This window comes from Streptomyces sp. NPDC020597, assembly GCF_044335095.1.
GTDB lineage: Bacteria > Actinomycetota > Actinomycetes > Streptomycetales > Streptomycetaceae > Streptomyces.
In genome coordinates this window covers 517,330-534,031 of record NZ_JBIRUL010000003.1, presented here as the reverse complement: position 1 = coordinate 534,031, position 16,702 = coordinate 517,330, and the positions used below count along the sequence as shown (strand labels likewise).

13 protein-coding genes are annotated in these 16,702 nt (G+C 71.7%); 9 read left to right on the top strand and 4 right to left on the bottom strand.

Annotated features, from left to right (window positions below; translation table 11 throughout):
• Positions 1 to 87: 87 nt before the first annotated feature.
• Positions 88 to 357, bottom strand: a complete 270-nt coding sequence (locus tag ACH4ZA_RS08525) for a WhiB family transcriptional regulator (RefSeq protein ID WP_020128551.1) — start codon at positions 355 to 357, stop codon at positions 88 to 90.
• A gap of 733 nt (positions 358 to 1,090) precedes the next feature.
• Here ACH4ZA_RS08525 and ACH4ZA_RS08520 point away from each other — a divergent pair.
• The 4 genes from ACH4ZA_RS08520 (at position 1,091) to ACH4ZA_RS08505 (ending at position 5,249) form a co-directional block, all read left to right on the top strand.
• Complete coding sequence (locus tag ACH4ZA_RS08520) at positions 1,091 to 1,636, top strand: cysteine dioxygenase family protein (RefSeq protein WP_319279869.1); 546 nt, start codon at positions 1,091 to 1,093, stop codon at positions 1,634 to 1,636.
• Between the two features lie 160 nt (positions 1,637 to 1,796).
• On the top strand, positions 1,797 to 2,756 hold the full coding sequence (cofD, locus tag ACH4ZA_RS08515; protein ID WP_398428545.1) for a 2-phospho-L-lactate transferase: 960 nt from the start codon (positions 1,797 to 1,799) through the stop codon (positions 2,754 to 2,756).
• Positions 2,753 to 4,087 (top strand): coenzyme F420-0:L-glutamate ligase, encoded by a 1,335-nt coding sequence (locus ACH4ZA_RS08510; protein WP_319279873.1) that lies wholly within the window; start codon positions 2,753 to 2,755, stop codon positions 4,085 to 4,087. Before cofD ends, ACH4ZA_RS08510 begins: the two co-directional genes overlap by 4 nt.
• 157 nt (positions 4,088 to 4,244) lie before the next feature.
• The gene (locus ACH4ZA_RS08505; RefSeq protein WP_319279875.1) at positions 4,245 to 5,249 is read left to right on the top strand and encodes a DNA-3-methyladenine glycosylase 2 family protein; all 1,005 of its coding nucleotides are present in this window, start codon (positions 4,245 to 4,247) and stop codon (positions 5,247 to 5,249) included.
• Between the two features lie 165 nt (positions 5,250 to 5,414).
• Here ACH4ZA_RS08505 and ACH4ZA_RS08500 read toward each other — a convergent pair whose 3' ends face one another.
• Together ACH4ZA_RS08500 and ACH4ZA_RS08495 are read right to left on the bottom strand one after the other, a co-directional pair.
• Entirely contained in the window at positions 5,415 to 6,497 is a 1,083-nt protein-coding gene (locus ACH4ZA_RS08500) for a sugar phosphate nucleotidyltransferase (RefSeq protein ID WP_398428543.1), read from the bottom strand.
• Between the two features lie 292 nt (positions 6,498 to 6,789).
• Complete coding sequence (locus ACH4ZA_RS08495; protein ID WP_398428541.1) at positions 6,790 to 8,490, bottom strand: N-acetylmuramoyl-L-alanine amidase; 1,701 nt, start codon at positions 8,488 to 8,490, stop codon at positions 6,790 to 6,792.
• A 140-nt stretch (positions 8,491 to 8,630) separates the two neighbouring features.
• Here ACH4ZA_RS08495 and ACH4ZA_RS08490 point away from each other — a divergent pair, with 140 nt between their 5' ends.
• The 5 genes from ACH4ZA_RS08490 (at position 8,631) to ACH4ZA_RS08470 (ending at position 15,504) form a co-directional block, all read left to right on the top strand.
• Entirely contained in the window at positions 8,631 to 9,389 is a 759-nt protein-coding gene (locus tag ACH4ZA_RS08490; protein WP_398428540.1) for a TIGR03089 family protein, read from the top strand.
• A 234-nt stretch (positions 9,390 to 9,623) separates the two neighbouring features.
• Positions 9,624 to 10,853, top strand: a complete 1,230-nt coding sequence (locus tag ACH4ZA_RS08485; protein ID WP_319279882.1) for an LCP family protein — start codon at positions 9,624 to 9,626, stop codon at positions 10,851 to 10,853.
• 243 nt (positions 10,854 to 11,096) lie between these two features.
• Entirely contained in the window at positions 11,097 to 12,854 is a 1,758-nt protein-coding gene (locus ACH4ZA_RS08480; protein WP_398428538.1) for an LCP family protein, read from the top strand.
• Positions 12,855 to 13,270: 416 nt separating this feature from the next.
• A complete protein-coding gene (locus ACH4ZA_RS08475; RefSeq protein WP_398428537.1) occupies positions 13,271 to 14,851 on the top strand; it encodes an LCP family protein in 1,581 nt (526 codons plus the stop codon).
• A 248-nt stretch (positions 14,852 to 15,099) separates the two neighbouring features.
• Complete coding sequence (locus ACH4ZA_RS08470) at positions 15,100 to 15,504, top strand: hypothetical protein (protein ID WP_319279885.1); 405 nt, start codon at positions 15,100 to 15,102, stop codon at positions 15,502 to 15,504.
• A 105-nt stretch (positions 15,505 to 15,609) separates the two neighbouring features.
• Here ACH4ZA_RS08470 and ACH4ZA_RS08465 read toward each other — a convergent pair whose 3' ends face one another.
• Positions 15,610 to 16,638: a glycosyltransferase family 2 protein gene (locus tag ACH4ZA_RS08465; RefSeq protein WP_319279886.1), complete on the bottom strand. Its 1,029-nt coding sequence runs from the start codon at positions 16,636 to 16,638 to the stop codon at positions 15,610 to 15,612.
• Positions 16,639 to 16,702: the final 64 nt, after the last annotated feature.

Sequence of the window (16,702 nt, the reverse complement as noted above, 5' to 3'; positions counted from 1 at the left end):
GACAACCCACCTGCGACGGGCCGTTCGGACCCCTGTGCCTCGCTGCCGGCATGCCGTGCCGCCGCTCCTGCGCCCAGCGGGCGGCGCTCAGACCGCGGCTTTCTTCAGCCGGCGGCGCTCCCGTTCGGAGAGGCCGCCCCAGATGCCGAATCTCTCGTCGTTCGCGAGGGCGTACTCGAGACATTCGGAGCGGACCTCGCAGGCGAGGCAGACCTTCTTGGCCTCGCGGGTGGAGCCGCCCTTCTCGGGGAAGAAGGACTCGGGATCGGTCTGGGCGCACAGTGCGCGCTCCTGCCAGCCGAGTTCCTCGTCCGCGTCGTCGACGTCGACCAGCAGTTGCTGCACCAGCTCGGTCATGTGCGCCCCTCGCTCTGTCTTTCGCGTCCCCGTGACGTGGCCGTTACCGATTCCGGCTGAACGACACGAGTGAAATTACAAGTGTGCTGCTCCGGGCGAGTCAAGCCGAGATCTGCTATTGAGCCCCTTATTCACTCTGCGGAACCAAGGCCATGCGGTAAGTGTTCAAATCGGCATAAACCTTGACAAGCAGATGAAGCCCCGGAGAGCCGTCGGCCCCGCGCGGTGCTTCTACGGGTAGGACGTTCAGAGGTTCGATCTCGTTGCGGCACGCGCGCGGAAGCGAAGCGGATCACAGCCCGATCACGGTTCGCCGTGCCGGCTCGCGCGCCCGGCATGTGCGCCATGTGTCCCGGTCGGGGGGTGCACAAACCTTTCACCTCGGAGATGAACCTGATGAGGTGAACCCCGTCCCACATCCTGGGTGTCGAGTTGACAGTGGAGGTGTGAGCCGCTGTCCTAGTGGGCATGCTCGCGAACTTGGCACTCACCTCGACCGGCTCCGCCGGGTCCCACGGTGCTGCCCACGCTCGCTGTAGCTGTTGTCGCTGTTCCAGCTGTTGAGCCCAACGCGCTCCGGCTGCACCCGGCGAGTCCACCGTGACTCGGCCGCCGTCTCCCTCCGGCCCGCACCAGGGCCTCGCTGATCCACCCGTGATCCGGGCGGACGGTACACGGCATCCCGCCGACCCCACGCTCTTCCGCCTCTTCCTCCGAGGAACCACCGCACCCCATGAACAGCGACAGCGACCTCCAGATCGCCGGCGACATCCTCGAAGTCCCGCACCTCCTCCAGGCGCCGCGCGAGCATCCCGCCACGGTGGCCGAGTTCGTCGGCCTGGCCCGCTCCCTCGCGGACGACCGCTCCCAGTGGGAGCACCTGGTGCGCTACGACGCGACGACGCGCTGGTACCACCGGCTGCGCACCGGTCCCGGCTACGAGGTGTGGCTGCTGTCCTGGGTGCCCGGTCAGGGCAGCGGACTGCACGACCACGGCCGTTCCTCCGGGGTGCTCACGGTCCTGGACGGCGTGCTGACCGAGCGCACGGACCGCGGCAAGCGCGTGCTCGCGGCGGGCACCCAGCGCGTGTTCGCGCCCGGGTACGCGCACGAGGTCGTCAACGACGCGCTGGAACCCGCGGTGAGTCTGCACGTGTACTTCCCCGGGCTCACCGAGATGCCCATGCTCAGCGAGCCGCGACCCGCTTCGGCCGACGCGTCCGCGGTGGCCTGCACGCCCGTCGCCGCGCAGGGCCACGCGGGCGTCCTCGGCGCGTAGCGGCACGGGGGACCCGGACGGGAGTCCGGCCGCACGCACCTCGCCGGCCGGTGCGGGGCGGGAGGCGGGGTGCACCGGCGGGTGACCGGGATGTCCACAGGCGGCCCCTCGTCCACAACCTGGCGGCGGGCCGTCGGCGCCGCCTGCGAGACTTGCCCTCATGCGCATTGTGGTTCTGGCAGGCGGCATCGGCGGTGCCCGGTTCCTGCGCGGTCTGAAGCAGGCCGCGCAGGACGCCGACGTCACGGTCATCGGCAACACCGGCGACGACATCCATCTCTTCGGGCTGAAGGTCTGCCCGGACCTCGACACGGTGATGTACACGCTCGGCGGCGGCATCAACGAGGAGCAGGGCTGGGGGCGGTCCGACGAGACCTTCCACCTGAAGGAGGAGCTCGCGGCGTACGGTGCCGGACCGGGCTGGTTCGGGCTGGGCGACCGCGATTTCGCGACGCACATCGTGCGGACGCAGATGATCGGCGCCGGATACCCGCTCAGCGCGGTCACCGAGGCGCTGTGCGACCGGTGGAAGCCGGGAGTACGGCTGATCCCCATGACGGACGACCGCGTCGAGACGCATGTCGCCGTCGAGGTCGACGGCGAGCGCAAGGCCGTGCACTTCCAGGAGTACTGGGTGCGGATGCGCGCGTCGGTGCCGGCGGTGGCGGTCGTGCCCGTCGGCGCCGAGCAGGCCAAGCCGGCGCCGGGGGTGCTGGAGGCCATCGCCGAGGCGGACGTCGTCCTCTTCCCGCCGTCGAATCCCGTCGTCTCGATCGGCACGATCCTCGCCGTGCCGGGCATCCGCGAGGCGATCGCCGAAGCGGGCGTGCCGGTGGTGGGCCTCTCCCCCATCGTCGGCGACGCACCGGTGCGCGGCATGGCCGACAAGGTGCTCGCCGCGGTCGGAGTGCAGTCCACGGCAGCGGCGGTGGCCGAGCACTACGGCTCGGGGCTGCTCGACGGCTGGCTCGTCGACACGGTGGACGCGGGCTCCGTCGGGCAGGTCGAGGCGGCCGGGGTCCGCTGCCGGGCCGTCCCCCTGATGATGACGGACCTCGACGCGACCGCGCAGATGGCGCGGGAGGCGTTGCGGCTGGCGGAGGAGGTGCGGGGCGCATGAGCGGGTCCGTCGAGAACGGCTACCGGGTCTGGGCCGTGGCCGGGCTGCCCGAGGTGCGCTCCGGCGACGACCTCGCCAAGCTGATCGCCTCCGCCGAGCCTCGGCTCGCCGACGGGGACGTGCTGCTCGTCACCTCGAAGATCGTGTCCAAGGCGGAGGGCCGCATCGTCCGCGCGGACGACCGGGAGGCCGCGATCGACGCCGAGACCGTCCGGGTCGTGGCCCGGCGCGGGACGCTGCGGATCGTCGAGAACCGGCAGGGCCTGGTGATGGCCGCCGCGGGCGTCGACGCCTCCAACACCCCCTCCGGGACGGTGCTGTTGCTGCCCGAGGACCCCGACGCGTCCGCGCGGGCGCTGCGGGACGGCCTGCGGGACGCGCTCGGCGTCGACGTCGGCGTCATCGTCACCGACACCTTCGGGCGTCCGTGGCGGGCCGGGCTCACGGACGTCGCTATCGGCGCGGCCGGCGTGCGGGTGCTGGACGACCTGCGCGGGGGCACGGACGCGTACGGCAATCCGCTGAGCGCGACGGTCGTCGCCACGGCGGACGAGCTGGCCGCCGCGGGGGATCTCGTGAAGGGCAAGGCGGCGGGACTCCCCGTGGCGGTGGTGCGCGGACTCGGGCACGTCGTCGTGGCCGAGGACGACGCGGCGGGGTCCGCACAGGCCGCGGAAGGCGCCCGGGCCATGGTGCGCGGCGCCCGCGACGACATGTTCCGGCTCGGGACCTCCGAGGCGGTCCGGCTGGCCGTGACCCAGCGGCGGACGGTGCGCTCCTTCACCGACGAGCCGGTCGACCCGGGAGCGGTCCGGCGGGCCGTGGCGGCCGCCGTCACCGCGCCGGCGCCGCACCACACCACGCCGTGGCGGTTCGTGCTGCTCGAGTCGCAGGCGTCGAGGGTCCGACTGCTGGACGCCATGCGGGACGCGTGGATCGCCGATCTGCGCAGGGACGGGAAGTCCGAGGAGTCCATCGCCAGGCGGGTGCGGCGGGGCGACGTCCTGCGCCACGCGCCGTATCTCGTCGTCCCCTGTCTGGTGACGGACGGCTCGCACACCTACGGGGACGCCCGGCGGGACGCGGCCGAGCGGGAGATGTTCGTGGTGGCGGCCGGCGCCGGCGTGCAGAACTTCCTGGTCGCGCTGGCCGGCGAGCGCCTCGGGTCCGCGTGGGTGTCGTCGACGATGTTCTGCCGGGACGTGGTCCGGGAGGTCCTCGAACTGCCGCAGGGCTGGGACCCGATGGGCGCGGTGGCGGTGGGCCACGCGGCCGGGGAGCCGCGGGCGCGCGGGGAGCGGGAGGTGGCCGACTTCGTCGAGGTGCGCTGACCGCCCCCTCGTCCGACCCTTGCTCCCGTCCGGCGCCCGGCCCCCGGCCTCTCGTCCGGCGCATATCCTCGTCCGGCGCATATCCTCGTCCGGCGCATACTCTCGTCCGGCGCATACTCTCGTCCGGCTCCTTCTCGTACGAACCGGGACCTCACTCGTGGCAGGACGCTTCTCTCCCCGGCCCACCCGCACCACCGTGCGCGGCGGTCATGTCGGCGTGCCCGCCGGGGTGCCCCGGCAGGCTTCCGCGCCGGGGCGGGTGCGGCACTGGACGCCCGAGGGGCCGCTCGACCTCGGGCTGGTGCTCGGGCCGCTGCGCCGCGGTCCGGGTGATCCGACGTTCCGGGCGACGCCGGACGGGTCCGTGTGGCGGGCCAGCCTCACCCCCGCAGGGCCGGGCACGTTGCGCGTGGCCGCCCGCGACGGGGCGGTGCGCGCCGAGGCGTGGGGTGCGGGCGCCGAGTGGCTGCTGGAGCAGCTGCCGGAGCTGCTCGGAGCCGCGGACGAGCCGGAGGCCTTCGAGCCCCGCCACCGCGTGGTGGCCACTGCACGGCACCGGCGCCCGGGACTGCGGCTGACGCGGACCGGGCTCGTGCTGGAGTCGCTCATCCCGTCGATCCTGGAACAGAAGGTCACGACGGACGAGGCGTACCGGGCGTGGCGGCTGCTGGTCCGCAAGTTCGGCGAGCCGGCGCCCGGACCCGCGGCCGACGGACGGCTGTGGGTGATGCCGGCGCCGCGGACATGGGCGCTGATCCCGTCGTGGGAGTGGCACCGGGCGGGCGTCGACGACAAGCGCGCTTCGACGATCCTGCGGGCCGTCCGGGTGGCGCGGCGGCTGGAGGAGTCGCTGCGGATGGAACCGGCCTCGGCGCAGGCCCGGCTGGAGGTGGTGCCGGGGATCGGGCCGTGGACGTCGGCGGAGACCGTGCAGCGCAGTCACGGCGCGGCGGACGCGGTGACCGTGGGGGACCTGCATCTGCCGGGGATCGTGGGATGGGCGCTGGCCGGGGACCGTGACGCCGACGACTCGGTGATGCTGGAACTGCTGGAGCCGTACGCGGGGCAGCGGCACCGCGCGGCCCGGTTGATCCTGTTGAGCGGGCGGACGCCGGCCCGGCGGGCCCCGAAGATGCCTCGCTGGGACATCGGGACGTTGTGAGGGGCCCGGCGCCTCGAGGGTGAGGCGCTCGTCGAGGGTGCGGGCGCGTCACAAGGGGCGAGGACACGTCGCAGAGGGAGAGGACGCTTCGCAGGGTGGCGAGGGCGCGTCGCGCGCGGGCCGGGGGCTCGGCTCGGGGCCGGGGGCTCGGCTCGGGGCCGGGGCCTACTGGTCGGAGGAGAACCGCACCGCGCCTGCCGGGATTCTCGCGTCGCACCACACCCGTGCGCCCTCGCGGAACTCGTTGTCGGCGCCGACGACCGCCCCGTCGCCGATGACCGCGCCGGTGAGCACGGAGCGTTCGCCCACCCGGGCCCGGGTCCCGACGAGTGAGTCGGTGATCACCGCGCCGGGTTCGATGACCGCGCCGGGGAGGATCGTCGTGCCGAAGATGCGCGCGCCCTCCGCCACGAACGCGCCCTCGCCCACCACCGTGCCGCCGGTCAGCTTCGCGTCCGCCGCGACCTGTGCCGTCGGCAGGACGAGGCGGTCGCCGCACCGGCCGGGGACCGCAGGGGACGGGGCACGCCCGAGGACCAGGTCCGCCGAGCCCCGGACGAAGGCCTCCGGGGTGCCCAGGTCCAGCCAGTACGTCGAGTCGACCATGCCCTGGAGACGGGCGCCGGCCGCGAGGAGCCCCGGGAACGTCTCGCGCTCCACGGACACCGGGCGGCCTGCCGGGATGGTGTCGATGACCGCGCGGCGGAAGACGTACGCCCCCGCGTTGATCTGGTCGGTGACGATCTCCTCGGGCGTCTGCGGCTTCTCCAGGAAAGCGAGGACCCGGCCCGTTTCGTCGGTGGGCACCAGACCGTAGGCCCTCGGGTCGGTCACCCTGGTCAGATGGAGGGAGACGTCCGCGCCCGTCGTCTCGTGCGTGGTCACCAGGCGCCCGATGTCCAGCCCGGTGAGGATGTCGCCGTTGAAGACCAGCACCGGGTCCTCGGGGGCGGAGGTGAGACGGGACGCCACGTTGCGTATCGCGCCGCCCGTGCCGAGTGGTTCCTCCTCCGTCACGTACTCGAGGTGCAGGCCCAGCGCCGAGCCGTCGCCGAAGTACGGTTCGAACACTTCGGCCAGATAGCTCGTCGCGAGCACCACGTGGTCCACGCCGGCCGCTCTCGCCCGCGCCAGCTGGTGCGCGAGGAAGGGCACTCCCGCCGCCCTGACCATGGGCTTGGGCGTGTGCACCGTGAGGGGGCGCAGCCGGGTGCCCTTGCCGCCGACCAGGAGGATCGCTTCTGTCACCTTCGTCTCTGCTTCCTGCCGGGACCGGCCGAACTGTCTTTCGGCCGGCCAGTGTATGCAGACCGGCATGCGGCGACCCGCAGGCCGTCGGCCCTGTGTCCCGGTCCCGGCGGACGACGAGGCCGACCGGGTGCGAACCGGTCGGCCAGGACGTTTCGGTGCGTCATTACTTCGGTACGTCAGTACCTCGGTGCGTCGGTACTTCGGTACGTCGGTACTTCGGTACGTCGGCGCCGTCAGTACCTCGGGCGTCGGTGCCGTCAGTGCCTCCGTGTGTCGGCGCGTCGGTGCGTCAGCGGCCCTGGTAGCCCGCCGAGGTCGAGCGGGCGGAGCCGAGCTTGCCGTAGAGCTGTTTGCCCGGGCACTCCGTCGCGAACCCGTCACGATGGCCGGAGATCACGTTCAGCCGTACGCTCCTGCCCTTCGCGTAGAGGTTGCCGCCCCCGGACGTCAGGTAGGTCTTTCCCTTGGGGTTCGCCCCGAAGAGACCGAGCTTCCATGCCGTCAGCCGGGCGACGGCGTTGACGGTGGCGGAGTTCGGCTTGGCGGACGTGAAGGTGCCGAGGACGGCGATCCCCATGCTGTTGGAGTTGAACCCGAGGGTGTGGGCGCCCAGGACCGGCTTCGCCACTCCCCCGGCGCGGCCCTCGTAGATCCTGCCGCACTTGTCGACGAGGAAGTTGTAGCCGATGTCGCGCCAGCCCATGCTCCTGACGTGATAGCGGTAGATGCCCCGGATGACGGAAGGGGCCTGCGAGCACGAGTAGCCGTTGCCGGACGCCGTGTGGTGGACGAACGCCGCCTTCACCTTCGTCGTGTAGCGGAAACCGCTCTCCCGCAGTTTCTCGTCGGCGCCCCAGCCGCGGCGCGTGACGATGCTCGGGCGCGGGCCGATGTACGGCTTCGCCCGCTGGGCCGCGGTCAGTTCGGCTCCGCGCAGGTCGAGCAGTTCGCGTTCGGTGTCCGCACGGTCCAGCGCCGGGATCTGCTCGGCGCCGAGCGGGGCGAGGGCGACGTTGGCGGCGGAGGCCTCGGCCGCCTCGACGGACAGCCCGGTCGCCGCTTTCGTGTCGGTCGCGTCCGCCTCGTCCGCCGCGTCCACGGCGTCCGCCTCGTCCACGGCGTCCACCGGATCGGCGGGATCGGCCGGATCGGCGGGATCGGCCGGGTTGAAATCGTCCAGGTCCTGCGACGCCTCCGGGGGCTCGGGGGCGGTGCCCGCCCGCCGCGTGCCGGTGGCCGGCGCGCGGCCGTGCGGTGGGCCGGCCTGGGCCTGCGCGGGCGGCGCCGCCCCCGGGTCCACCAGTTCCAGGTGCAGGCCGGAGGGGAGAGGCGCGGTGGCCGTCAGGGTCTGAGCGCCCCGGGCCGTGTCCTCCGTACGGCGTTCGGTGTCGGGATGGACGCGGACCTCGACACCGTCGGAGTCGCCGACCCAGAGCGGGGCGGTGGCTCCGCGGACCCGCCCGGAGGCGCTCTCGGCCGTACCGGGATCGGCTCCGTGGTCGGCGTTGTGGGTCTCGACGTCCTGCCAGCCGGACCAGGCGTCGGCGCCGGTCCGGCGGATCCGGACCTGGACGCGGCCGTGCAGTTCGGCGGCCGGGTCGTCCCAGACGACGCCGAGGAGGGAGAAGTGGCGGACGTCCCGCCGCGGCAGCCCCTGGACCACCGCCGCGCCGGCGAGGGCGCGGTCGCGGCCGAGGGGAGCCAGAGGCAGCGACTGGGTGCTGCCCGGGAGATCGGGGGTGTCGGGGATATCTGGGATGTCGGGTTTTCGGGAGCGGTCGGGGAGTTCGGGGAGCTCGCGGAGCTCCGGGCGGTCGGGAAGGGATCCCGTGGTCGCGGTGTCGGGGCTCGTGGCCCTGGTCGTCCCGGTGGTCGCCGCCTCCGCGGTCGGCGCGGGTCGCACCGTCGCCGCGTTGGCGGGCGGCGTCAGCGGGAGGGCGAGAGCCGCCGCACAGGTGACACCGATCGAGGTAGCAAGCAATCCACGCATGCCACCGATCCTGGACATAGTCATACATTTCTGTCCATCGGGAAGTTGACGGACCGTCGGGATGCGTTCCGCCGAACCGGTGGCCCGGAGCGGGCCCCGCGACCGGTGTGCCGGTGCGTGCGGCGCGTACGCTTGCGCGGGTGACTGCCACCGATCGCACCCCTGCCGACCTGCTGCGTTCCGCGCTCGCCGCCGATCCCGCGCGACCCCTGGTGACCTTCTACGACGACGCCACGGGCGAGCGGGTCGAATTGTCCGTGGCCACGTTCGCCAACTGGGTGGCCAAGACCGCCAACCTCCTCCAGGACGGACTCTCCGTCGAGCCCGGCGACCGGGTCGCACTGCTGCTGCCCGCGCACTGGCAGACGGCGGTGTGGCTGCTGGCGTGCGCCTCGGTCGGCGCCGTCGCGGACATGGAGGGGGACCCCGGACGGGCCGACGTCGTCGTCGCCGGGCCCGGCCGGTTCGAGGCGGGACTGGCCTGCCGGGGCGAGCGGTACGCGCTGTCGCTGGCCCCGCTCGGACGCCGGTTCGTGCCCGGCCCTCCGGAGGGGTACGACGACTACGCGGTGAACGTCCCGAGCTTCGGGGACCGTTTCGCGCCCTACGGCCCCGTGGATCCCGAGGAGCCCGCGCTGATCGTGGCGGGGGCGGAGTTCACCGGCGCGGAGATCGTGGAACGGGCCCGGGCGGAGGCGTCGGGGCTGGGCCTGACGGGGCCCGGGGCGCGACTGCTGTCGGGGCTGCCCTACGACACCTGGGAGGGGCTCAGCGCCGGGCTCTACGCGCCGTTGGCGAGCGGGGGGTCGGTGGTGCTGTGCCGGAACCTGGCGGAGGCCGACGAGGAGGTTGTGGCGAGGCGGATCGAGGCGGAGCGGGTGTCTGCGACGGCTCGGTAGCCATAGGTCGACGTCGGCGACGGCGGGCGTGTGCGGGGGCTGCCGCCCCCGGGCCCCCGCCGTCGGCCCTGAACGGGCCTCGTCCTCAAACGCCGGACGGGCTGAATTTGCGCGCCCTCGGCGAGACGGCGTCGGCGTCACTCGTTCGGCTCGGTTCCGGGGGCCCCGGTCGGGGGTTCGGGGGATCGTCGGGGGAGCAGCTCTGCGCGCTCGTGCGGGAGGGGTGGATCCGACGTGACGTACTCCGGTGGTGGGGGCGGGCCCCTCGGGCCGGGGGCGGGGGCGTCCGCCGACGGGCGGGGGCTCGCGCGGCGGCGTCGCCGGCGGTGGCTTCGGTACGGGGCGGCGGCGGGGGCGGTGGCCGTGCTGGGGGTCGGGGTGGCCGGCTGGGCGGTCTACGTGAAGCTCGACGGGAACATCACGCCCGACGACGCGGCGGCGGCTGAGCTCGCGCGGTACGCGAAGGAGCGGCCGACCTCACTGGTGAAGGACGCACAGAACATCCTGCTCATCGGGTCGGACACGCGTTCAGGGGACGGGAACGAGAAGTACGGGCGGGACTCCGGCACCGAGCGGTCCGACACCACGATCCTGCTGCATCTGGCCGCTGGGCGGCGCAGCGCGACCGCCGTCTCGCTGCCGCGCGACCTGATGGTGGACGTGCCGGAGTGTCTGCGGCGGGACGGCAAGCGGGCGGAGCCGACGTTCGCCATGTTCAACTACGCGTTCCAGAGCGGGGGTTCGGCCTGCACCATCCGCACGGTGGAGAAGCTGACCGGAGTGCGCGTCGACCATCACGTCGTCGTGGACTTCAGCGGCTTCAAGGACATGGTCGACGCCGTGGACGGGGTGCAGGTCTGCCTGAAGGCGCCGATCAGCGACAAGGCCGCCAAGCTGCGGCTGCCCGCGGGGAAGGTCACGTTGAACGGGGAGCAGGCGCTGGGGTACGTGCGGGCCCGCAAGTCACTCGGGGACGGCAGCGACACCGAGCGGATGGACCGGCAGCAACGATTCCTCGGGGCGCTCGTCAACAAGGTGCAGAGCAATGACGTCCTGCTGAACCCGGTGAAGCTGTATCCGCTGCTGGACGCGGCCACGTCCTCGCTCACCACCGATCCGGACCTGGCGAGTCTGCGAGGTCTGTATGAACTCGTGCGCGGCCTGCGGCACATCCCTACCGAAAATGTTCAGTTTCTGACGGTTCCGCGTGAGTCATATGTCCATGACGCGAACCGTGACCAACTGGTGCGTTCCGAGGCGGGGAAACTCTTCGACCGGCTGCGGACCGACACGCCGGTCGTGGTTTCTCAGAAGATTCCCACGAACTCACCCCCTTCGGAGTCAGGCGAACACGCTCCGTACGGACGACAGGGAACGGAGGGGACGGCTTACGGGAGGGTTTCACCCTCTCCGCCCGCTCCCACCTTCCGCGGGAACACCGCCGCCGAGGACGACTGCGGGTAAAGCGCTTACCAAGGGGAGCTCTTCCGGGGAACTGGAGTTCCAGGAAATGGGGCGGATTGCCCGCTTGTAGGGGCGTGGACTTCGTCACGGCCGTCGCCCGACGCCGAACCGGGCGGATAGTGTGAGCGATCCGGTGCACCCGGCCGCGAGGTCCTTCCCGGGGTCGCGCACCGAGTGACCGAGACCCGAGCGCCTCGAGGGGGGAGAGGCGCCGCGTGGCCCCGACGGAGGATTCGGACAATCGTGGACGCGCAAGGCCGTGGGCGGGCGGACGACATCGACCCCGCAGACCAGTGGGTACTCAACCCGGACACCGGCGAATACGAACTGCGACTGGGCGCCTCCGGTGCGCAGTCGACCGTCCCCGGACCGCGTGGATCCGCCGCGGACCGGATCGCCGGCCCGGACCGGGCGCGCGGCCGTACGGTGGCGCCCGACCGGGAGTCGTCGTCGCCCCGGAAGGCGCAGGGTTCGGACCTTCCGGGTCCGAGAAGGCGCCGCGGCGCGCCTCCGGAGGAGCCGGCGAACCGGCGCGGCCGGCGGCCGGTGAAGAAGAAGTCGAAGGCGAAGAAGATCCTGGTGTGGACCGGCGGCACCATGGCCTTCGTCCTGATCGGCGTCGCCGGGGCGGGCTACCTGTACCTCAAGCACCTCGAAGGCAACGTCACCACGACGGACGTCGGCAGTGCGGGCAAGAGCGGCTTCAGCAAGGACGAGGCCTTCAACATCCTGATCATCGGCACCGACAAGCGCACGGGCAAGGGCAACGAGGGGTACGGCGACAAGGGCAGCGTCGGTCACGCCGACACCAACATCCTGCTGCACGTCTCCAAGGACCGTACGAACGCGACGGCGCTGAGCATTCCGCGCGACCTGATCGTCGACGTCCCGGTCTGCCCGACGAAGCAGCCCGACGGCAGCGAGAAGGACATCGGCGGCACGCAGAACGTCCGCTTCAACACCAGCCTCGGCCAGGGCGGCCGGGACGCGGGCTGCACCATGCGCACCGTCACGGAGGTCACCGGCATCCCCGTGGACCACTTCATGATGGCGGACTTCAACGCGGTGAAGACGCTGACGACGGCGGTGGGCGGGGTCGAGGTGTGCCTCGCGCACTCCGTCGACGACAAGGAGTCGAAGCTGAAGCTCCCCGCCGGCAAGTCGGTGGTCGAGGGTGAGCAGGCGCTGGCGTTCGTGCGCACCCGGCACAGCTTCGGCAACCAGGGCGACCTCGACCGCATCAAGGTGCAGCAGCAGTTCCTGAGTTCCCTCATGCGCAAGATGTCCTCCAGCGACACCCTCACCAGCCCCACGAAACTGGTGAGTCTGGCCGAGGCCGCCACGAAGGCGCTGACCGTCGACACGGGCATCGGCAAGGTCAGCACGCTGAAGGACGTGGCGCTGCAGCTGAAGAAGGTCCCCCCGAAGAACATCACGTTCCTGACCGTGCCCGTGGTCGACAACCCGGCCGAGAAGGTCAAGGCAACCGTCGTCGTCGACCAGACGCGTGCGCCCCAGGTCTTCCAGATGATCAAGAGCGACACGTCCTTCACCGAGGTCAAGAAGGAGCAGGCGAAGGAGAAGGCCGCCGTCGCCGCGCGCCTGAAGGGCACGAAGTCCGCCGCCTCGGACGTGCGCGTGCGGATCCTCAACGGCGGCGCCCCCGGGGGCAGCGCGCAGGAGGAGCTGACCTGGCTGCAGACCGAGGCGGACGTGAGCAAGTCCGAGAACGCGGGCAACGCGGGGGCCGCCCAGGACACGACGACCCTCGAGTACGCGCCCGAACAGGCGGACCAGGCACGCCGGCTGGCCGACATCATGGGCCTGTCGGGGGCGGCGTTGAAGCCGGGCAAGAGCGTCACCAACGCCCAGGGGCTGCCGACGATGACCCTCATCCTGGGCAAGGACTTCAAGGGCGCCGGGGTGAAGTTGAACTCCTCCACGGTGGCCACACCGGATGTGCAGAAGTCCACGGCGGACAAGGTCCAGTGCGCCAGCTGAGCCGGCGGAACGAGTGACCCACGGGTCGCTCGCCCGTCCCGTGGAGCGGCCGGCCGGGGCCTTCGGGCGCCCGGCCGCCGGTGTCCCGGCGGTGTCGTCCGGCGCGCAACGCAACCATTCGGGACGCACATCTGTCTGACAACCGGCACCGCCGTGCCGACGGCACGTCGATCCGGCAGCATGCGGGCGGCCGTGCCGGACCGTGATTTTACCGATGCGCGGCCAACCGGCTTCGGGCCTGGAAGGGTCTGACAGGTTGCGAACGGGTGTCGGAACGAGTGGGCCGACAGGGTGCGCTCTCGCCATCCGGGGGACTCCGGGCGGGGAACGCAGCTGTCGGATAACGGGTGGGGAGGGGCACGAAGTTGGGGCAGAGCAGGGTGCAGCAGGAAGAGGGTTCCGCAGTCGAGGACACGATGTCCCTCGCACCGCAGGACCGGAGCGCGTCGGCCGAGGCGGGCGGCGCCGGCGGAAGCGGACGACGCCGACAGGGGCACGGAACCGACCGGCCACGGCGCAGACGGCGGGTCCTTCGCTGGTCCGCGATAGTCCTCGCGGTGGTGATATCGGGGACGGCCGGTGCCGGATACCTGTACTACCAGCACCTGAACGGCAACATCCAGAAGGGCGAGCGCAGCAGCGGCGACTCGAAGGCGAAGAAGACCGAGGCCAACCCGGCCGGGCAGACGCCGCTGAACATCCTGCTGATCGGCTCCGACAGCCGCAACTCCGACGAGAACGTGGCGCTGGGCGGCAGCAGGGACAACCGCGGCAACCCGCCCCTGGGCGACGTGCAGATGCTCATTCACCTGTCCGCCGACCGCAAGAGCGCCGCGGTGGTGAGCATCCCGCGTGACACCCGGGTCGACATCCCCAGGTGCAAGGACGCGGAGACCGGCAAGACCTACCCGAAGATCAACACCATCATCAACGAGTCGCTGGCCCGCGGTGGAGCCGGTTGCACGCTGGCCACCTGGCAGAACCTCACCGGTGTCTACATCGACCACTGGATGACGATCGACTTCTCGGGCGTGGTGAGGATGGCGGACGCCATCGGCGGCGTCGAGGTCTGCGTGAAGCAGAACGTGTGGGACCGCGGGGGCTCCGGCCTGAAGATGAAGGCCGGTACGAAGAACGTCGAGGGCAAGCAGGCGCTCCAGTGGCTGCGCACACGCCACGCCTGGGGCAGTGACCTCCTGCGGGCCAGGGCTCAGCACATGTACCTGAACTCGATGATCCGCACACTGAAGAGCCAGAACGTCTTCACCGACACGGGCCGGCTGATGGACCTGGCCGAGGCGGCCACGAAGTCGCTGAAGGTCTCCGAGGAGATCGGCACGGTCAAGAAGCTGTACGACCTGGGCATGCAGCTCAAGACGGTGCCGACGGACCGCATCACCATGACGACGATGCCGAACGTCGAGGACCCGAAGGACCGCAACCACGTGGTGCCGGCCGGCTCGGACGCCGAGAAGGTGTGGGCGATGATCCGCGACGACGTGCCGTTCGACGCCAACGGCACGGCCTCGGACACGAAGAAGCCGACGACCGGGGAGAAGGTCTCCAAGGACCCGGCGGCGGCCGACGACAAGATCGCCGTACAGGTGGAGAACGGCACGCGGACCGGCACCCAGGCCGCGGTGCCCCGGCGGGCCGGCACGATCGCCCAGCAGCTCGTGGGCAAGGGGTTCACACAGGCGGTGGCGGACTCCTCGGCGCTGCCCGACATGGACAGGACCGTCGTCCGCTACCCCAGCGCGGACCTGGAGGGCGACGCCCAGCGTGTCGCCAAGGCGCTGGGCATCCCGCTGACGTCGGTGGAACGGACCAGCGACGTCTCGGGGGTCACCGTCATCGTGGGCGCCGACTGGCGTTCGGGGACGGCCTATCCGAAGAAGTCGGCGCCGAAGGCCGGGGACATCCCGGACAACGCCGACGCCATCAACGGGTCGGACAGCACTCCCTGCATGGACGTGTACGCGCCCTACCGCTGGTAGCCGGGGCCGGCGCCCCGGCCACCGCGATGGTCCGCGGGCGCCGGAGCGCCCCCGACCTCTGGCGGGGCGCACGACGACGGGGGCCCGCCGTCACCTGACGGCAGGCCCCCGGCCGGACACGATCACCTCTGTGGGCGGCGCTTTCCCGGCATCAGTAGGCGGCGGTCCGCACGTAGGCCGTGCCGCCCGCGGAGGAGTCCGCGTCCGCGGCGGCGTACGACGTCATGCCCTTGTCGTAGACCACCTCGATGGCGCTCATGCTGTCGGGAATCGTCGGCTACTCGCTGGTCACCGCCCCGGCCGCCAGTGCTGCCACGTACGGGTGCAACGGCTCCCAGATCGACAGCTGGAACAACACCTACAACGGCACGACGTACGCCACTACGTACCTGTTCTGGGACGGGACGAACAACTGCGGCGCGGCCGTGAAGCGCGGCTCGTACTACGGCGTCAAGACCCGCATCGCCGTGGCCGCCTGGACGGACCGGGACGGCTACGTCAAGGGCGACGACGGCTCCTACCTCTACTACGCGAGCTGGACCTTCAAGGGGAAGGACCGCTGCATAGCGGTCGAGACCGACGTGTGGAACAAGAGCGGCAACAACATCATCCAGGACCACGTCCCGGGCAACGGCTACTTCCACTGCAGCTGACCGGCCCCTGAGGTCGGGACACGCAGGGAGACAGGACGGCGGCGCCACCGGTCCACCCGGTGACGCCGCCGTCCTGCGCTCCCGCTCGTCGGACGCGGACGGCGCTCACCCCGCGCTGAGGACCGCCGGCCGGCGGGACGCGATGACCTTCCTGGCCAGTGCCTTCGGGCTGGTCAGGAAGCCGAAGCCCCACGACATGTGCATGGTGGCGAGAGCGAGCGGGATCTGCAGACGCGCCTTCACCGACAGACCCCGGCCGGCCGGCAGCGACCCGGCGACGATCGCCGCCAGATAGCCGCCGGGGACGACGAAGCCCAGCGGGGTGAGCACGGCCCCGACCACGATCCCGGCGGCCATCGCGCACACCGCCGTCGGCGGGGCGAGGTAACGCAGGTTGATGGAGCCCTCGTGATAGCGGGCCACGACGTGCCGCCAACGCCCGTAGTCCTTGTACTGCTTGGCGAGCGCCTTCACGCTCGGCCGGGGCCGGTAGGACACCCTCAGCTCCGGCGAGAACCAGATGAGACCGCCGGCCTCCCTGATCCGGAAGTTCAGCTCCCAGTCCTGGGCGCGGATGAACTCCTCGTTGTAGCCGCCCTGTTGCTCCAGCGCCTCGCGCCGGAAGACACCGAGGTACACGGTCTCGGCGGGACCCGCCTGCCCACCCGTGTGGAAGGCGGCGTTGCCGACCCCGATCTTCGACGTCATGGCCGCGGCGACGGCGTGCTCCCAGTCGTTCTCGCCCTCGGCGTGCATGATGCCGCCGACGTTCTGCGCGCCGGTCTCCTCCAGGAGCCGCACCGCGGTGGCGATGTAGTTCGGCGAGAGCATGCCGTGCCCGTCCACGCGGACCACGATCGGATGGCGGGAGGCCTTGATCGCGGCGTTCAGCGCGGCGGGCGTGCGCCCCGTGGGATTGGGGACCGTGTGCACGCGGGAGTCCTCCGCGACGAGCTGGGCGGCGATCTCGTCCGTCCGGTCCGTGGACGGACCGATGGCGATCACGACCTCCATCTCGCCGGCGTACTCCTGCGCGAGGATCGCTTGGACGGCTCCGCGCAGATGCCGCTCCTCGTTGAGGACGGGCATGATGACGGACACGGCGGGGAGCTGCACGTCGGGCTTGGCGTTCATAGGGGGCTCACGTTACCGCGAACGGGGGACAGCGCCCGCCCCGCCGGGTGTGCTGCACCGGTCG

Bases quoted from the DNA above. Each gene is read 5' to 3' on its own strand.
- ACH4ZA_RS08495 (WP_398428541.1), bottom strand. From the start codon at position 8,490: ATGCGTGGATTGCTTGCTACCTCGATCGGTGTCACCTGTGCGGCGGCT.
- ACH4ZA_RS08475 (WP_398428537.1), top strand. From the start codon at position 13,271: ATGTCCCTCGCACCGCAGGACCGGAGCGCGTCGGCCGAGGCGGGCGGC.
- ACH4ZA_RS08520 (WP_319279869.1), top strand. From the start codon at position 1,091: ATGAACAGCGACAGCGACCTCCAGATCGCCGGCGACATCCTCGAAGTC.
- ACH4ZA_RS08525 (WP_020128551.1), bottom strand. From the start codon at position 357: ATGACCGAGCTGGTGCAGCAACTGCTGGTCGACGTCGACGACGCGGAC.
- cofD (WP_398428545.1), top strand. From the start codon at position 1,797: ATGCGCATTGTGGTTCTGGCAGGCGGCATCGGCGGTGCCCGGTTCCTG.
- ACH4ZA_RS08470 (WP_319279885.1), top strand. From the start codon at position 15,100: ATGGCGCTCATGCTGTCGGGAATCGTCGGCTACTCGCTGGTCACCGCC.
- ACH4ZA_RS08465 (WP_319279886.1), bottom strand. From the start codon at position 16,638: ATGAACGCCAAGCCCGACGTGCAGCTCCCCGCCGTGTCCGTCATCATG.
- ACH4ZA_RS08510 (WP_319279873.1), top strand. From the start codon at position 2,753: ATGAGCGGGTCCGTCGAGAACGGCTACCGGGTCTGGGCCGTGGCCGGG.